The organism is Pseudomonas sp. GNP013, assembly GCF_054343995.1.
This window is the reverse complement of record NZ_JBTGUT010000001.1, coordinates 3,680,698-3,697,732: the sequence shown is the minus strand read 5'-3', so window position 1 is coordinate 3,697,732 and position 17,035 is coordinate 3,680,698. Positions and strand designations below refer to the sequence as shown.

17 protein-coding genes are annotated in these 17,035 nt (G+C 61.2%); 3 read left to right on the top strand and 14 right to left on the bottom strand.

What is annotated here, in order from left to right; all coding sequences use genetic code 11:
* Positions 1-28 precede the first annotated feature (28 nt).
* A complete protein-coding gene (locus ACXX81_RS16220; RefSeq protein WP_209990718.1) occupies positions 29-1,126 on the top strand; it encodes a PLP-dependent cysteine synthase family protein in 1,098 nt (365 codons plus the stop codon).
* A 419-nt stretch (positions 1,127-1,545) separates the two neighbouring features.
* Here ACXX81_RS16220 and ACXX81_RS16215 read toward each other — a convergent pair whose 3' ends face one another.
* The 3 genes from ACXX81_RS16215 to ACXX81_RS16205 all read right to left on the bottom strand — a co-directional run bounded on the left by ACXX81_RS16215 (position 1,546) and on the right by ACXX81_RS16205 (position 4,633).
* Positions 1,546-3,159, bottom strand: coding sequence for an NAD(P)/FAD-dependent oxidoreductase (locus ACXX81_RS16215; RefSeq protein WP_209989645.1), 1,614 nt, complete (start codon positions 3,157-3,159; stop codon positions 1,546-1,548).
* A 106-nt stretch (positions 3,160-3,265) separates the two neighbouring features.
* The gene (locus ACXX81_RS16210; protein WP_209989648.1) at positions 3,266-3,937 is read right to left on the bottom strand and encodes a COG3650 family protein; all 672 of its coding nucleotides are present in this window, start codon (positions 3,935-3,937) and stop codon (positions 3,266-3,268) included.
* Positions 3,938-4,033: 96 nt separating this feature from the next.
* Entirely contained in the window at positions 4,034-4,633 is a 600-nt protein-coding gene (locus tag ACXX81_RS16205; protein WP_209989651.1) for a short chain dehydrogenase, read from the bottom strand.
* Positions 4,634-4,744: 111 nt separating this feature from the next.
* Between ACXX81_RS16205 and ACXX81_RS16200 the strand changes: the two genes are divergently transcribed.
* A complete protein-coding gene (locus ACXX81_RS16200; protein WP_231422013.1) occupies positions 4,745-5,653 on the top strand; it encodes a LysR family transcriptional regulator in 909 nt (302 codons plus the stop codon).
* Here ACXX81_RS16200 and ACXX81_RS16195 read toward each other — a convergent pair.
* The 9 genes from ACXX81_RS16195 to ACXX81_RS16155 form a co-directional block, all read right to left on the bottom strand.
* On the bottom strand, positions 5,650-6,135 hold the full coding sequence (locus tag ACXX81_RS16195) for a DoxX family protein (RefSeq protein WP_458572040.1): 486 nt from the start codon (positions 6,133-6,135) through the stop codon (positions 5,650-5,652). The genes ACXX81_RS16200 and ACXX81_RS16195 overlap by 4 nt on opposite strands.
* Positions 6,132-6,887 carry an HvfC/BufC N-terminal domain-containing protein gene (locus ACXX81_RS16190; protein ID WP_458572039.1) on the bottom strand — a complete coding sequence of 252 codons (756 nt, stop codon included), beginning with the start codon at positions 6,885-6,887 and terminating at the stop codon, positions 6,132-6,134. The genes ACXX81_RS16195 and ACXX81_RS16190 overlap by 4 nt, the downstream gene beginning before the upstream one ends.
* The gene (gene bufB, locus ACXX81_RS16185; RefSeq protein WP_322212880.1) at positions 6,884-7,762 is read right to left on the bottom strand and encodes an MNIO family bufferin maturase; all 879 of its coding nucleotides are present in this window, start codon (positions 7,760-7,762) and stop codon (positions 6,884-6,886) included. Before bufB ends, ACXX81_RS16190 begins: the two co-directional genes overlap by 4 nt.
* Positions 7,763-7,783: 21 nt before the next feature.
* Positions 7,784-8,068 (bottom strand): BufA1 family periplasmic bufferin-type metallophore, encoded by a 285-nt coding sequence (locus tag ACXX81_RS16180; protein WP_209989667.1) that lies wholly within the window; start codon positions 8,066-8,068, stop codon positions 7,784-7,786.
* A gap of 180 nt (positions 8,069-8,248) precedes the next feature.
* A complete protein-coding gene (locus ACXX81_RS16175; protein WP_003231107.1) occupies positions 8,249-8,950 on the bottom strand; it encodes an ABC transporter ATP-binding protein in 702 nt (233 codons plus the stop codon).
* A 1-nt stretch (position 8,951) separates the two neighbouring features.
* Positions 8,952-9,719 (bottom strand): high-affinity branched-chain amino acid ABC transporter ATP-binding protein LivG, encoded by a 768-nt coding sequence (gene livG / locus ACXX81_RS16170; RefSeq protein ID WP_209989673.1) that lies wholly within the window; start codon positions 9,717-9,719, stop codon positions 8,952-8,954.
* Positions 9,716-10,969 carry a high-affinity branched-chain amino acid ABC transporter permease LivM gene (locus tag ACXX81_RS16165; RefSeq protein WP_322212881.1) on the bottom strand — a complete coding sequence of 418 codons (1,254 nt, stop codon included), beginning with the start codon at positions 10,967-10,969 and terminating at the stop codon, positions 9,716-9,718. Before ACXX81_RS16165 ends, livG begins: the two co-directional genes overlap by 4 nt.
* Entirely contained in the window at positions 10,966-11,889 is a 924-nt protein-coding gene (gene livH, locus ACXX81_RS16160; RefSeq protein ID WP_209989679.1) for a high-affinity branched-chain amino acid ABC transporter permease LivH, read from the bottom strand. The genes ACXX81_RS16165 and livH overlap by 4 nt, the downstream gene beginning before the upstream one ends.
* Positions 11,890-12,118: 229 nt before the next feature.
* Entirely contained in the window at positions 12,119-13,246 is a 1,128-nt protein-coding gene (locus ACXX81_RS16155; RefSeq protein WP_209989684.1) for a branched-chain amino acid ABC transporter substrate-binding protein, read from the bottom strand.
* A 340-nt stretch (positions 13,247-13,586) separates the two neighbouring features.
* On the opposite strand from ACXX81_RS16155, the gene ACXX81_RS16150 reads away from it, so the two are divergent.
* Positions 13,587-13,892: a DUF2288 domain-containing protein gene (locus ACXX81_RS16150; protein ID WP_057007837.1), complete on the top strand. Its 306-nt coding sequence runs from the start codon at positions 13,587-13,589 to the stop codon at positions 13,890-13,892.
* A 333-nt stretch (positions 13,893-14,225) separates the two neighbouring features.
* Here ACXX81_RS16150 and ACXX81_RS16145 read toward each other — a convergent pair whose 3' ends face one another.
* Both ACXX81_RS16145 and ACXX81_RS16140 read right to left on the bottom strand, forming a co-directional pair.
* The gene (locus tag ACXX81_RS16145; RefSeq protein ID WP_458572038.1) at positions 14,226-16,469 is read right to left on the bottom strand and encodes a putative bifunctional diguanylate cyclase/phosphodiesterase; all 2,244 of its coding nucleotides are present in this window, start codon (positions 16,467-16,469) and stop codon (positions 14,226-14,228) included.
* Between the two features lie 105 nt (positions 16,470-16,574).
* Entirely contained in the window at positions 16,575-16,979 is a 405-nt protein-coding gene (locus tag ACXX81_RS16140; RefSeq protein ID WP_458572037.1) for a YkgJ family cysteine cluster protein, read from the bottom strand.
* Between the last annotated feature and the right edge of the window lie 56 nt (positions 16,980-17,035).

The following is a 17,035-nucleotide window of genomic DNA, read 5'->3' as shown; positions in this document are numbered from 1 at the left end:
ATCCTGGTTGAAATCCCTTGAGAACCTCCTGATGAGCGACCACCGTACCTGGGCCCGCGAAGCCATTCGCATCATTGAAGCGGACTTCCAGCGCAGCGCCGACACACACCTGATTCCTCTGCCATTACCGGGCCTGCCGGGCATCGAGTTGTACTTCAAGGATGAGTCCAGCCACCCCACCGGCAGCCTCAAGCACCGGCTGGCGCGGTCACTGTTTCTGTATGCGCTGTGCAACGGCTGGCTCAAACCCGGCGCACCGGTGATCGAGGCCTCCAGCGGTTCGACGGCAGTGTCGGAGGCTTATTTTGCACGCCTGCTCGGGCTGCCGTTCATTGCCGTGATGCCGAGCACCACGTCGCGGGAAAAGATTGCCCAGATTGCCTTCTATGGTGGCCAGAGCCATCTGGTCGATGACCCGATGCAGATCTATGCCGAGTCCGAACGGCTGGCGCAGGAAAGCGGCGGGCACTTCATGGACCAGTTCACCTTTGCCGAGCGCGCCACCGACTGGCGTGCCAACAACAACATCGCCGAATCGATCTTCCAGCAGATGCGCTTTGAGCAGCACCCGGAGCCGAGCTGGCTGATCTCCAGCCCCGGCACCGGTGGCACCACCGCGACGCTGGGGCGTTACGTGCGTTATCGCCAGCATTGCACCCGCGTGTTGTGCGCCGATGCCGAGCGTTCGGTGTTCTTCGACTATTATTTGAGCGGCGATGCCGGATTGCGCCTGGACTGCGGTTCGCGGATCGAAGGCATTGGCCGGCCACGGGTCGAAGCGTCGTTTCTGCCCAAGGTGATTGATGCGATGGTCAAGGTGCCGGACGCGCTGTCGCTGGCGGCCATGCACTACCTGGCGGCGCGGCTTGGGCGCCGGGTGGGTGGGTCCAGCGGGACCAACCTGATTGGCGCACTGATGGCCGCGCAGCAGATGAAAGCGGCGGGGGAGTCGGGCTCGATCGTGGCTATTTTGTGTGATGGTGGGGAGCGTTATGCCACCACTTATTACGACGAGACCTGGCTGGCGACCCAGGGGTACGCACTGCAAGGTCTGATCGCGATTGTGGCAGCCAGTGTGGAACAGGGTGAGCCGTTACCGGACAGCGTCCGGCGCGCCAATATCTGACACCACCCACACTCTGCGCAGGCAACTGCCCCCTGTGGCAAGCGCGTTTGTTGTGGCAAGAAGGCTTGTTGTGGCGAGCAGGCTTGCCCTGCGTTGGGGTGCGCAGCAGCCCCAGAACCAGGCTCTGAGCAGTATCAGGTACACCGCGCTTTCCTTGATTGGGGGGCGCTTCGCACCCCAATGCGGGGCAAGCCCTAATGCCGTTCAGTTAAGCGCAGATTCCCTGTGGCGAGCAGGCTTGTCCTGCGTTGGGCGGCGCAGCAGCCCCAAAGCCAGGCGCTGACCCGTATCAGGTACACCGCGTTTTGCTGGATTGGGGGCGCTTCGCACCCCAACGCGGGGCAAGCCCGCTCGCCACAACAAGCCTGCTCGCCACAACAGGCCTGATTTCTACAACAAGCGCGCTCGCCACAACACAATCAGGCCTCGATACCCAACATATCCCGTGCCAGCGCCTCGGCAATCCGAATCCCGTCAACGCCCGCCGACAGGATGCCACCGGCATAACCGGCACCTTCGCCGGCCGGGAACAGGCCTTTCACATTCATGCTTTGCAGCGAATCGTCACGGGTAATGCGCAGTGGCGACGAGGTGCGCGTTTCGATCCCGGTCAGCACGGCGTCGTGCAGCGAGTAGCCCTTGATCTGCTTTTCAAACGCCGGCAATGCTTCGCGAATAGCCTCGATGGCAAACTCAGGCAGCGCCAGCGCCAGGTCGCCCAGTGACACGCCGGGTTTGTAGGACGGCTCCACGCTGCCGATGGCTGTGGACGGTCTGCCCGCGATGAAGTCGCCCACCAGTTGCGCCGGTGCTTCGTAGTTGCTGCCGCCGAGCACATAGGCATGCGACTCCAGGCGCTCCTGCAACTCGATGCCTGCCAGCGGACCGCCCGGGTAATCCACGTCCGGTGTGATACCGACCACGATGCCGGAGTTGGCATTGCGCTCGTTACGCGAGTATTGGCTCATGCCGTTGGTGACCACGCGATTGGGCTCGGAGGTCGCCGCAACCACCGTGCCCCCTGGGCACATGCAGAAGCTGTAAACCGAACGGCCATTTTTGGCGTGGTACACCAGCTTGTAGTCGGCGGCGCCGAGTTTCGGATGCCCGGCGTACTTGCCCAGGCGCGCGGCATCGATCAGCGATTGCGGGTGTTCGATTCGAAAGCCCACCGAGAACGGCTTGGCTTCCATGTACACGCCACGACCATGCAGCATACGGAAGGTGTCGCGGGCGCTGTGGCCCAGGGCGAGGATCACGTGCCGGGAGAGGACCTGCTCGCCGCCGTCGATGACCACGCCGTGCAACTGGCCGTCCTCGATCAGCACGTCGGTCACGCGCTGCTCGAAACGCACTTCACCGCCCAGCGCGATGATCTGCTGGCGCATGTTTTCCACCACGCCGGTCAGGCGAAAGGTACCGATGTGCGGTTTGCTGACGTAGAGAATTTCTTCCGGCGCACCAGCCTTGACGAATTCGTGCAAAACCTTGCGGCCGAGGAATTTCGGGTCCTTGATCTGGCTGTAGAGCTTGCCGTCGGAAAAGGTCCCGGCACCGCCTTCGCCAAACTGCACGTTGGATTCAGGGTTGAGCACGTTTTTGCGCCACAGGCCCCAGGTGTCCTTGGTGCGCTGGCGCACTTCCTTGCCGCGTTCGAGGATGATCGGTTTGAAGCCCATCTGTGCCAGCAACAGCCCGGCAAAGATGCCGCACGGGCCAAAGCCGACCACCACCGGCCGCTCGGTCAAACCCTGCGGGGCCTGGCCCACCACCTTGTAGCTGATGTCCGGTGCCGGGTTGACGTTGCGGTCATCGGCAAACTTGAGCAGCAGGGCGGCTTCGCCCACCACGTTCAGGTCGATGGTGTAAATGAAGCACAGCTCCGAGGTTTTCTTGCGGGCGTCGTAGCTGCGCTTGAACAGGGTGAAATCGAGCAGGTCATCACTGGCGATCCCCAGGCGCTGCACGATGGCGGGCCGCAGGTCTTCTTCGGGATGGTCGATGGGCAGCTTGAGTTCGGTGATTCGTAACATGACAGGATCCGGTAGGCGGCGGGCAAACAGGCCGGCTGTTTTGCAAACCGGCGATTATAAGCCCCAACCACGGTTTCCCGTCATGCTAAAACAGCGCAGGCGCCCATCAGTCGTCCCGCGAACCACCGAAAGCGGCGCAGCCACGCTGGACTTGACCGTTGATCCGCAATTCGGCGGTCATGTGTTGCAGGCTGCCGCTGACCGGGTCGACGCAGCGTTGCGGGGCTACCCACAGTTCGATGTGCTGGTTATTGGCCTCGGTCATCAGGTTGAAACGGCCATCACCCAGTTGCTCTTCAACATAGGGCACCGGCAACGGCGGCTGGCCTTCGCGTTCCAGCACCATGCCCTTGGCAGTGACGTTGAGTGCCCAGGCCGGCTTGTGGCCGTTGGCGCGCAGGATCATGCGCTTGAAATCGGGGTCATCGCAGGCCGACGTCGAGCGCTCGACGCGGTAAAGCTGTTGCAGTTCGACTTCACCCTGGGTGCCGCTGGCCACCCCGGAAAACTTGCCGCGCAGGTCGGCAAACAGCGCGCCTTGCTGGCCGGCGAGCGACGCGGCCTCCTGCAGGATGCTGGTGCCGCCGGTGTCCTTGACCACGTAGTTACGCTGGTCGCGACATGGCTGGAACAACAGCTTGCCGCCCACTGCCGTGAGTTCGCCTTGCATGCGGGTCAGCCCGACGGTGGACGGTTTCGCAGGCTCCCGCTCGAACATCTGGCAGGCGGCGAACAGAGGGAGCAAGGCACACAGAGCAAGGGTACGGGCGGCACGCATTTTCGGGTCTCCTGACAAGTGCCGCCACGTTACGCAGACTGACTCTGCATCACAAGCCCGATGCCGAGCTTCAGGTGTTTCTTACAGACGTTGAATTCAACCTACGATAAACGTCTGCCCGGTCTGCAAGCCTTCAACACTCTTGGCGTAGGCCAGTCCTACATCGACCGCCGGGACCGGTTTGAAACCCCGGAAGTAGGGCGCATAGCTGTCCATGGCTTCTACCAATACCGTCGGGCTCACCGAGTTGACACGCAGGCCCCGTGGCAACTCGATCGCCGCTGCCTTCACAAACGCGTCGAGTGCACCGTTGACCAGTGCCGCCGAGGCGCCGGTGCGGATTGGGTCGCGGTTGAGGATGCCGCTGGTGAAGGTGAACGAGGCGCCATCGTTGGCGTACTCGCGACCGATCAGCAGCAGGTTGACCTGGCCCATCAATTTATCGCGCAGGCCCCGTTCAAAATCGCTGTCGCTCATGTCGCCCAGCGCGACAAAGTTCACGCTGCCGGCCGCGCAGACCAGTGCGTCGAACGTGCCGGTGTGTTCAAACAGTCGACGGATCGAGGCGCTGTCGCTGATATCGGCCTGGAAGTCGCCACTGTGGCGGCCGACGCTGATCACTTCGTGGCGTTGTGCCAATTCTGCCTTGACCGCCGAGCCGATGGTGCCGCCGGCGCCTATCAACAGGATTTTCATCGCGCTGTTCCTCTGGGTCGAAATAAATGTTGGGAGGCCCAGTCTAGGCTGGCTTTTGAAACGGATAAACGCGCTAATAGGCAACCTTTGGTTTTCAATTGGAAACAGTCCATGAGCGAGATGGATGACCTGGCGGCCTTTGCCGTGTTGATCGAAGCGGGCAGCTTTACCGTGGCGGCCGCGCGTCTGGGCTGCAGCAAGGGGCAGTTGTCCAAGCGCATCAGCCAGTTGGAAGCACAATTTGACGTGGTGCTGTTGCACCGCACCACGCGCAAGCTGAGCCTCACCGCTGCCGGCGTGGCCTTGTTGCCCCAGGCGCAGGCGTTGGTGGTGCAGATGGAGTGCGCGCGTCAGGCATTGGCGCGGCTCAAGGACGATGTGGTCGGGCCGGTGCGCATGACGGTTCCGGTTTCATTGGGCGAAACCTTCTTTGACGGCCTGTTGCTGGAGTTTTCCAGGCAATACCCGCAGGTGCAGGTCGAGTTGGAGCTCAACAACAGCTACCGCGACCTGGCGCGGGACGGATTTGACCTAGGGGTACGCGCGGGCGATATCGAAAATGAGCGGCTGGTGGCCAGGCCCTTGCTGGCCTGGCACGAGATGACCTGCGCCAGCCCCGCCTACCTCGAGCAGTACGGCGAACCGCAGACCCCGGCGGATCTTGCCGCCCACACCTGTTTGCTCAACAGCCACTACAGCGGCCGCGAGGAATGGCTGTACCACCAGCAGCACGAATTACTGCGGGTGCGCGTGAGCGGCACGTTTGCCTCCAACCACTACAACCTGCTGAAGAAAGCCGCGTTGGTCGGCGCCGGTATCGCCCGTCTGCCGTCCTACGCCTTGCCGGCGGAACTGGCTGACGGACGATTGCGCTGGCTCCTGCGTGATTACCAGACGCGGAGCATGCCGATGTACCTAGTTCATCCCTACCAGGGTGGCTTGCCGAGGCGCACTCAGGTATTGGCCGATTATCTGGTGGAGTGGTTCAGGCGCGGCGGCGAGGCGTTGAATCGCCTTTAACCGCAGCGACGGGCGATCAAGTGGTCGATGGACAGCCAGCCCGGGCCCTTGGCGACCAGCAGCAACAACAGTGCGATCCAGGTGCCATGTGTGGGGTAGGCGTCGGGGTAGACGAACAGTTGAATGGTCAGCGTCATGCCGATCAGCGCCAGGGCCGAAAAGCGCGTGGCGAACCCTATCAGGATCAGTGCCGGGAAGAGATGCTCGGCGAACGCCGCCATAGGGGCGGCCACTTCCGGCGACAGCAGAGGCACCGCATATTCACTGCGAAACAGCGGCACGGTCGATGCGGCAAGTGTGGGCGCGCCCAGTTCAAAGGTGCCGCTGATCAGGTCTATGGCAAAGCCTTCAACCTTGGTTTGCCCGGACTTCCAGAACACCGCCGCTATCGAGAAACGCGCGAGGAACGCGATCAGGCTGTAGGGGATGCGTTCGAACAGGGCAATGGCACGCTTTACCGGGCAGGGTGCTGATGTGTTCATGGCGATACCTTCTGTTGCAGATGCGTGATGGCGCCGTGGCTGATCAACAGCCCAAGGCATTGATGCAGGTCGAATTCGCTTGAGGCTTGGAGGGCATGCTCCACGGCCGTTTCAAGCGCCTTGCCTCGGCGCAGGCTGTTGATAAACGCCACCGAGCTGCTGTCGATACTGAAGACCTTGACCGCCAGCCCGTGGCGCAGCACGAGTGCACCTTGCGCCTGCCACGGGTTTGCGCTGGCGATGGCGCCCTCGGTCTGGTGGGCGGCCCATATCGTCACGGCCGCGTAGGGCGAGTGCAGCGTGGCGACGCACGGGTGCAGTTGCAGGCGCGACTGGCCGTTGAGTTGCTCAAGCATGCGCGGTTGATCCAGCGCCGGCATGTCTGCTGCGTGATAGGCGCGCACGCGCAGGCGCTCGAGTCTTGCGACATCCGCCAGGTAAGGCACGCCTTTGGCCGGCTCAAATGCCTGGATAAAATCCGCCAGCGTGCCGCCGTACTCGCTGATCAAGGGGCTGCCGGGTGGGCATGTCTGCACGTAGAGGCCGGCCATGGCGCGGAAGAATTCATCGCCCACCAACTGCCGTGTCACTGGGTAACTGGTCGCCAGCGCATTGATCAACGAGCTGTGCACATTATTGCGATACACCGCAAAACGGCTGGCCGGGTCGGCGCCGTTACTGCTGAACACGCCCTCGGGGCAACCCGGTTCGTGGGCGAGCAGGGCGGCGCAAAACGCGTGCTGGGTACTCATGCCGTCACCTGCGATAAATGTCGTTCGGCCTGCTGCGCCTCGGCCTGCAGCACGTTGAAGGCCGGCACCTGATTATCGCGCTCGATCAACGTAGCGACCGGGCCCGTGCGCTCCAGCACCTGCTCGTATAACTGCCACACCGCGTTGTCGATGGGGGCGCCGTGATCATCGATCAGCAGCCGGTCGCCGAGGCTGTCGATGTCTTCGGCAAAACCGGCCAGATGAATCTCGCCCGCCGCCTGCAAGGGCAAAGCGTCGATATAGGCCAACGGATCGCGCTGGTGGTTGATGCAGGACACGTAGACATTGTTGACGTCCAGCAGCAGGCCGCAGCCGGTGCGGCGGATGACCTCGCTGATGAAGTCGGTCTCGTCCAGGGTAGAACGCTGGAACAACAGGTAGGTCGACGGGTTTTCCAGCAGCATCGGCCGTTTGAGCGTGCTTTGTACCTGATCGATATGCGCGCACACCCGGTTCAGGGTGGCGTTGTCGTAGGCCAGCGGCAGCAAGTCATTGAGGAACAACGGGCCATGGCTGGACCAGGCCAGGTGCTCGGAAAAAGACTGGGGTTGATAGCGTTCGATCAGCGTGGCCAGGCGCGCCAGGTGCGCGCAATTGAGCGGGCCTTCGCCGCCGATGGACAGGCCTACGCCATGCAGCGACAGCGGATAGTGCTCGCGAATCAAGCCCAGGTAGTGATGAAAAGGCCCGCCGGCCACCATGAAGTTTTCGGCGTGCACTTCAAAAAAACCGATGTCAGGGCGGGTTTCGAGCACTTCAATGAAGTGCTCGCTTTTCAGTCCCAGCCCGGCCCGTAAAGGCAAGCCGGGCACCTGAGCCGGTGAGACCGTGTGGTGGGGTAAATGCGTCATCATCGGCACTCAGGTTGGCGGGAATCAGGACTTGGCGGTGAAGGCCTTTTCCTGGCCGAAGCCGGTCGGTGACGTGGTGCTGGGGAGTTGGCCGCAGGTGCCGGCCGGGACCAGTTTCCAGGCGTTGGCCTGGTCCTTGGTTTTGGCGGTGCCGGCGCAGGTTGTGCCGGCGCCCGCGCTGCAATCGTTCTTGCCGGCTTCTGCGACGCCGAAGCATTTCTGCATATTGTCGGCGGCAAAGGCAGGGGCGGTGAGGGCGGCCAGGCTCAGCGCCAGGACAAGGGAGGTGGCAGACAGTTTGGTGGTCATGGTGTGTCTCCAGCAGTGGGTTGAAGTAGCAGGCTCGATTGCCTGCCTGCACCACTAGAGGCGGTAGGACGATATTCATTACAAGGGCATTCAAAAAAACTGCCTGTCACCCAAAACCAATGTGGGAGGGAGCAAAGCCCCCTCCCACCGTTCAGAACCGGTTTCGCCAGCGAATGCGGGCTAGCCGCCCAGGTAGGCCTCACGCACTTTCGGATCGGTGAGCAACTGTTCCCCCGTGCCCTGCATCACCACCCGGCCGTTTTCCAGCACGTAGGCGCGGTCGGCGATTTTCAGCGCCTGGTTGGCGTTCTGCTCCACCAGAAACACCGTCACCCCGTCCTTGCGCAGTTGTTCGATGATGTCGAAGATCTGCTGGATGATGATCGGCGCCAGCCCCAGGGAAGGTTCGTCCAGCAGCAACAGCTTGGGTTTGCTCATCAGCGCGCGTCCGATGGCGAGCATTTGCTGCTCGCCGCCGGACATGGTGCCGCCGCGCTGGCTGAAGCGCTCCTTGAGCCTGGGGAACAGGTGCAGCACCTTGTCCATCTGTTCCTGGTAGTCGCCCTTGTCGGTGAAGAACCCGCCCATGGCCAGGTTCTCTTCCACGGTCAGGCGTGAGAACACACGACGGCCCTCGGGCACCACCGCGATGCTCTTGCGCATGATGTGCGACGATTCCTGACCCACCAGTTCTTCACCCAGGTAGCGGATGCTGCCGCTGTGGGCCTGGGGCGATCCGCACAGGGTCATCAGCAGGGTCGACTTGCCGGCGCCGTTGGCGCCGATCAGCGTGACGATTTCACCCTGACGGACTTCCACGTTGACGCTGTGCAGGGCCTGGATCTTGCCGTAGAAAGTGGAAACGTTTTCGAATTGCAGCATTTTACGCTTCCCCCAGATAGGCTTTGATCACTTCAGGATTGTCGCGGATCTGCTCCGGCGTGCCGTTGGCCAGGGGCGTGCCCTGGTTGATCACCACGATGTGGTCGGAAATGCTCATGACCAGTTTCATGTCGTGTTCGATCAACAGCACCGTGGCGTTGTGTTCTTCGCGCAGCACGCTGATCAGCGCCTTGAGGTCTTCGGTTTCCCTGGGGTTCAGGCCGGCGGCCGGTTCGTCGAGCATGAGGATCCGCGGACGGGTCATCATGCAGCGGGCGATTTCCAGGCGACGTTGCTGACCATAGGCGAGGGTGCCGGCGGGGCGGTTGGCGAATTCGGTCAGGTTGACCTTGTCCAGCCAGTACTCCGCGTATTCCATGGCCTCGCGCTCGCTTTTGCGGAACGCCGGGGTTTTGAACAGGCCGGCGAAGAAGTTGGTGTTCAAGTGACGATGCTGGGCGATCAGCAGGTTCTCGACCGCCGTCATGTCCTTGAACAAGCGCACGTTCTGGAAGGTGCGCACCACGCCCCTGCGGGCGATCTCGTGCCCGGCCAGGCCCTGGATCGGCTGGCCATCCAGCAGGATGTTGCCGCCGCTCGGCTTGTAGAAGCCGGTGAGGCAGTTGAACACCGTGGTCTTGCCGGCGCCGTTGGGGCCGATCAGCGCCACCACCTGTTTCTCTTTTACGGTCAGGGCCACGCCGTTGACCGCCAGCAAGCCGCCGAAGCGCATGCTCAGATTGTCGACTTTCAGGATCTCGCGGCTCATTTGCGCAGCTCCATGTGGGGACGTTGCATGGGCAGCAGGCCTTGCGGGCGCCAGATCATCATCAGCACCATCATGGCGCCGAACATCAACATGCGGTATTCGCTGAACTCACGCATCATTTCCGGCAGCAGGATCATCACGATGGCCGCAAGGATCACACCCAGTTGCGAGCCCATGCCACCCAGCACGACGATGGCGAGGATGATCGCCGACTCGATGAAGGTGAACGACTCCGGGGTCACCAGACCCTGGCGCGCGGCGAAGAAGCTGCCGGCAAAACCGGCAAATGCGGCGCCGAGGGTGAACGCGGAAAGCTTGATGATGGTCGGGTTCAGGCCCAGTGCGCGGCAGGCGATTTCATCTTCGCGCAAGGCTTCCCACGCGCGACCGATTGGCATGCGCAGCAGGCGGTTGATCACGAACAGTGCCGCCAGTGCCAGCAGCAGCGCCACCAGGTACAGGAACACCACTTTGCTTACCGGGTTGTAGGCGATCCCGAAGAACTCGTGGAAGGTCTGCATGCCTTCGGCAGCGGTGCGGTCGAACGACAGCCCGAAGAACGTCGGCTTGGGGATGCTGCTGATGCCGTTGGGGCCGCCGGTGATATCGGTAAGGTTACGCAGGAACAGGCGGATAATTTCGCCGAAGCCCAGGGTCACGATCGCCAAATAGTCACCGCGCAGGCGCAGCACCGGGAAACCCAGCAAAAAGCCGAACGTGGCCGCCGCCATGCCGGCCAGTGGCAGGCATATCCAGAAGCCCCAGCCGAGGTAATGCGAGAGCAGCGCGTAGGTGTAGGCACCCACGGCGTAGAAGCCCACATAACCGAGGTCGAGCAGACCGGCCAGACCCACTACGATGTTCAGGCCCAGGCCCAGCAGCACGTAGATCAGGATCAGGGTGGCGATATCGACCGCACCGCGCGAGCCGAAAAACGGCCAGATCAGCGCGGCCACGATCAGGCCGATGATGATGTAGCGCTGGGTGCGCGGCAGGGTCAGGAACTGGCTGACCTTGGGCGACACCAGCGGGCCACGGTTGCCCTTGAACAAGGCACCGACCTGCTGGGTGAACAGCACGCGCAGGAACATCAGCACCGAACACAGGGCGATGATGGTCAGCGTCACGGGTCCGGTGCCATGCACCTCCAGGTTGATGCCCACAATGCTCAGCTTGAGACCCAACACCGGAAAGGCCACGGCCCATACCAGCAAGGCGCTGAAAAACGCCGATTTAAGATATCTGCTCATACTTTCTCAACCTCCGGACGGCCCAGAATGCCGGTCGGACGGAACAACAGCACCAGAACCAACAGGCCGAACGCGACGACGTCCTTGTACTGGTCGCCGAAGATGTCGGCGCCAAACGCTTCGGCCACACCCAGCACCAGCCCGCCGAGCATGGCGCCCGGAATACTGCCGATGCCGCCCAATACCGCTGCGGTAAAGGCCTTGAGGCCCACCAGGAAACCGGCATTGGGGTTGATCACGCCGTACTGCATGCTCAGCAGTACCGCCGCAACGGCCGCCAGCGCGGCGCCGATGACGAAGGTCAGGGCGATGATGTTGTTGGTGTTGATGCCCAACAGGTTGGCCATCTTGATGTCTTCTGCGCAGGCCCGGCAGGCGCGGCCCAGACGGGAGCGGGAGATGAACAGGGTCAGGCCCAGCATGGCCACCAGGGTGACGACGAAGACCAGGATCTGCATGTAGGAAATCAGCACTTCCTGTGCGCCACCCGGACCGAAGGAGAAGCTCCCCGGGATCAGGTTGGGGATGGATTTATCCTTGGAGTCCTGGGACAGCAATACGGTGTTCTGCAGGAAAATCGACATGCCGATGGCGGAAATCAGCGGGATCAGACGGTTGCTGCCACGCAGGGGGCGGTAGGCAACGCGCTCGATACTGTAGCCATAGGCACTGGTCACGATGATCGATGCGAGGAACGCAGCGGTCATCAGCAGCGGCAGTGAGTGGATGCCCATCATGGCCAGCCCGGCAAGGGCGATGAAGGCCACATAGGAACCAATCATGTACACCTCGCCATGGGCGAAGTTGATCATTCCAATGATGCCGTAAACCATGGTGTAACCAATGGCTATCAAGGCATAGGTGCTGCCAATGGTCAGGCCATTAACCAGCTGTTGGAAAAAATGATAGATCTCAGGCATTACAGCGCTCCTAAAAACCCGATACGCATTTCACTGGTGGAGTCATGTTCCGGCCTTGCGCTGTGTTCTGTGAGCACATTTGCACAAAGCGTTTGCCAGCGAACCGCTGGTGACGGTTTTAAGATTTTCAGGTGAGCCAGCGCCCGGATCGCGGGTGACAGGCCCATAAACCTCGTAAAACAAAGCCCACTGCTCTCACAGTGGGCTTGTTGGGGCAGTAACGCCTGGCTTACTGAGGGGAAACTTCGGTTTTTGGTTTGCCGAAGTGCCATTCGTAGACCACGAACTTGAAGTCCTTCAGGTCGCCCTTGGCATCAAAGCTCAGATCGCCGGTAGGGGTCTTGAAGGTGCCCGCGTGGATGGCTTCGGCCACTTTGGCGGTGTCTTCGCTCTTCGCGGCGGTGATACCGGCGGCGATCACTTCAACCGCCGAGTAGGCCGGGAACACGAACGGACCGGTCGGGTCCTGCTTGTTCTTGGCGAACTCTTCAACGATGGCCTTGTTGGCAGGGTCGGTGTCGAAGGATTTCGGCAGGGTGACCAGCAGGCCTTCGGAGGCGCCCTGGGCGATCTGCGAGATGGAGTCGTTGCCCACGCCTTCCGGACCCATGAACTTGGCGTTCAGGCCTTTCTCTTTGGATTGACGCAGGATCAGGCCCAGCTCCGGGTGGTAGCCGCCGTAGTAGACGAAGTCGACGTTGGCTTGCTTGAGCTTCTGAATGACCGAGGAGAAGTCCTTGTCGCCGGCGTTCAGGCCTTCGAAAACGGCCACTTTCACGCCTTTCTTCTCGAGGGTCTGCTTGACGGCGGTGGCGATGCCTTCACCGTACTGCTGCTTGTCGTGCAATACAGCGACGATTTTCGGTTTTACGTGATCGGCGATGTAGTTGCCGGCCGCCGGGCCCTGGGCGCTGTCCAGGCCGATGGTGCGGAAGATCAGCTTGTAGCCACGGGCGGTGATTTCCGGGCTGGTGGCGGCAGGGGTAATCATGATGACGCCTTCGTCTTCATAGATGTCCGATGCCGGCTGAGTGGAGCTGGAGCACAGGTGGCCCACCACGAACTTGACGCCGTCGTTGACCACTTTGTTGGCGACCGCCACGGCCTGTTTAGGGTCGCAGGCGTCGTCGTATTCCTTGGCTTCAAGCATTTTGCCATCGACGCCGCCTTTGGCGTTGATGTCGGCGATCGCCTGCTTGGCACCCATGAATTGCATGTCGCCGTACTGCGTCACAGGACCGGTCTTGGGACCGGCGATGCCGATCTTGATGGTGTCGGCTGCGAACGAATGGCCGGCAACCCCAGCCAGGACCATAGCGGCAAACAGTTTGGAAATCTGCTTAGTAGCCTTATTCATAGTGCTCCACTCATGCTGTTGTATTTTTTATAGTTCCAGCGGCCTTGTGGGCTGCAGAACCGGATCGGATATGCGGATATCCCCCCGGCGGTGCCCTGGCAACTGTACCGGTACAGTGTAGAGCGCCGGTTGATCGCTTGAAAAGCTGGGTGCTGGGGGCAAATCCAGGGGGTGTCGCTTAAATGAAAGTAAAAGACAGAATTGCGGCGGGGTAATGCCAGCATTCTGCGCAATCCTTGGCTTTCCTGACACTTTCTTTCGATGACGCATTTGCAACTGGGTTTTTCTGACTGAAGCTCAACGTTATGATTGCGCCGATTTTTTCTTCAGGTGAACTCCCATGACGCAAGAACCTAGCACCCTCTATGCCAAGCTGCTCGGTGAAACCGCCGAAATATCCTGGAAGGAGCTCGAGCCGTTCTTCGCCAAGGGTGCCCTATTGTGGGTCGATGCCGGCCTGGATTTGATCGAGGCCGCTGAGGGAATGGCCGAGGATAACCGCGACAAAGTCGCCGCCTGGCTGGCCGCAGGGCACCTTGGCGAAGTGTCTGCGACGCGGGCGCTGGACCTGGTGGAGCGCGACCCGAGCCTGTGGGCGGTGGTGGTCTCGCCGTGGATTCTGATCCAGGAAAGGGCGGCGCAATAAATAGCCGCACAGAAAAGGTGCGTTATTTTTCGCGGGTGAAGTGTGTAGCGGAGTAACCGCTGCAGCGGTGATGGCACCTTGCCGTGGCAAAAGGTCACAGATAGGGTGACGTTAACGTCACGGGAACAGTTTTGAGCGGGAGCGCAGTCGGTAGAGATTGTTTCAGAATGTGGCAGAGCGATCATTATTGGTCGGCTGTCAGATTGTCTTCGCGAGCAAGCCCGTTCCCACACGTGATCGCATTCCTGAAGGACGAATGCGGTCAAATTGTGGGCGCGGCCTTGTCCGCGAAAATATAAACGGCGCCGCAGCCCTCATTGAATACCCGCAGCGTCACCGAATCGGCCTGACCAGGGCAGCAGGTCCCGGCTGGTTCGGCGCCGGCTCCTTGACCAGCGAAGCCTCGGGCGCCAGTGGATTACGCAGGTGAATCCCCTGAATCACCCCAATCACCTCGTTCGCGGGCACCGCCGGGCTCAACAGATAGCCCTGGATAAAATCGCAACCATGCTTGTGCAATAAGTCGAACTGCGCCTGGGTTTCCACGCCCTCGGTTACCACGTTCAGATGCAGCGTGTGCGCCATCCCGATAATGGCCTGGACAATCTCGATGTCGGCGGCGGACTTGGGCAGGTCCTGGATAAACGAGCGGTCAATCTTCAACGTGTTGAGCGGTAGTCGCTTGAGGTACGCCAGGGACGAATAACCGGTGCCGAAGTCATCGATGGCCAGGGATACCCCCAGCGCACGAATGTGCCGCAGCAGTGCCAGCGTGCTGCTGATATTGCCCATCAACGCATTTTCCGTGACTTCCAGTTCCAGGCGGGTAGCGGCGATCCCGCTGAAACGCAGCGCGTCCTCGACTTCATCGGCCAACTCATCACGTGCCAGGTTCAGCGCCGAGCAGTTCACGGTCATGTTCAGTTCGCCATAGCCCTTGTCGGAAAAAACACTCAAGTCGTGACAGGCCTGGCGCAACACCCAGTTATCCAGTTCGGCAATCAGCCCATTGCTTTCGGCGATCCCGATAAAACGGTCGGGTGCCAGCAGGCCGTGTTGCGGGTGCTGCCAGCGCACCAGTGCCTCCAGGCGGGTGACCTTGCCCAGTTTCATGTCGAAGATCGGTTGATAGAACAGCACCAGTCCCGTGCGCTCGCGCAAGGCTGCGCGCAACTCTTCCTCCAGCTGCAGCTCGAGGAAGGCGCGGGTTTTCAGGTTGGCGCTGAAGAAATTCAGGCTGTTGCGCCCCGCATCCTTGGATTGGTAGAGCGCCAGGTCAGCGGTTTTCAGCAGTTCTTCGCAGGTTACGCCGTCATCGGGAAACAGGCTGATACCAATGCTGGTGGTCATCACCATGCGCCGCCCGGCCAGTTCGATGGGCTCTTTCATCTGCTGCATGATGCGTTGGGCCAGGTGCCGCGCTTCGTCGCGGTGGTGGATGCTGATGAGGATGCAGAATTCATCGCCGCCAAAGCGCGCGACCACATCGGCATGGCTGCGCACCGAACTCTTGATATGGCTGGCCAGCACGGTCAGCAACTGGTCGCCGGCGTCGTGTCCGAGGCTGTCGTTGATGCGCTTGAAGTGGTCAATATCGAGGAAGATTACCGCCATCATGCCACTGGCAGCGGTTTTCTCCGCGAGCTTCTCCGCGAAGATCTGATTGAAGCCCCGGCGGTTGAGCAGGCTGGTGAGTGCGTCGTAATGGGCCACCTGCTGCAGTGAAGCCCGCGCCTGGTCCAGTTCGCTGAGCAGTGCATTGACCCGCCGCAGGTCACGCTCCTTGTGCTGCAGTTTCTTGTCGGCCAGGGCGGCGCTGATGCTGCTGCCGATCACCAGCAGCGTGATCACTGCCACCGAGAGGCCCATTTGGATTGGATTATTGTCCGAAGGTGCGGACAGGTCGGCCCCGGCAGGCACCACCATCTGCATGGCCGCCATGCCGGTGAAATGCATGCTGATGATGCCGGCGCCAAGCACCAGGCTGGCGGCGTATTTGAGCAACTGGTGAAACACCCCCGCACCGTTGCGCAGGTAACTCGACAGCAACAGGGCCGCGAGGCTGGCGCCGATAGCAATGGCCACCGAGGCCATGAACAGCCCGGCGCCGAAATACACCTGGGCCTGGGAGCGCATGGCCGCCATGCCCACGTAGTGCATCAGCGCGATGCCCATGCCCATCCACAGCGACGCCAGCAGGTACTGATCAAAGCGCAGGGTCGCGTGGCTGAGGGTTTTCATGGCGAACAGCGACGCGACAAGTGCGATCAGCAGTGAGACGAACGTCGTGATCAGTTCATAGTGAATGGCGATCGGCACCTGAAAGGCCAGCATGCTGATGAAGTGGGTGGACCAGATGCCGCCCGCCAGGCACCCGGCACCCAGCCAGCGCCAGTGGCGACGCGCGGTGGGGTCTTCGACGTGGCCGACGCGCTCGGCCATGTCCAGCGTGCCGAAACCGGCCGCACAGGCGACGAGGTAGGCCAGCAGCACCAGAAAAGGGTTATGGCTGCAATTGAGTAATAAGTGACCGTTGTGCGGTAGGTCGGTGAAAAAGTGCAGACCCAGCCATTCCATAGCATGTCCCGTCATTGCGTAGTTGCGTCACGGCCTACGGCGATGACCTATGGAGACGAGTATAGAAGGCTCATGGAATTCGCAAGGCGTAATGGCATATTGCTTTCATTTGATTTTGGCATGCCGGGCATAACGTTTGGTGCTAAGCGCTGATGGGCAACGCCAGTTCGAAGGGGGCGCTTCCAGTGGCAACAGGCCGAACGCCGCGCGGGCCGCATCGCAATCGACGTTCTGCTCCCCCTGGCTCCACGACGCGTCAAACTCGCGGCACGGGCTCGAGCGCAGTTCATAAATCGAACAGCTGGTGCCTTTGCCCACTTCACCCTCCAGGCTGCAGCAACGCGCGGGTTTCTGGTCGGTGCCGATCATCGCCACGCGGGTCGGGTTGATCTGTACCACCAGGTCATCGGGCACCGTGCCGCCGGATGAGGCGCACTCACCCCAGAAGAAAGACACACGAAAGTATGAACAGCAGGCACCGCAATTCAGACACGGACTGGCTTCGGACATGGGCGTCATCGATAAGAAAGGTAAGGGGGAGGTACAACGGGAAGGCTCGCCATTCT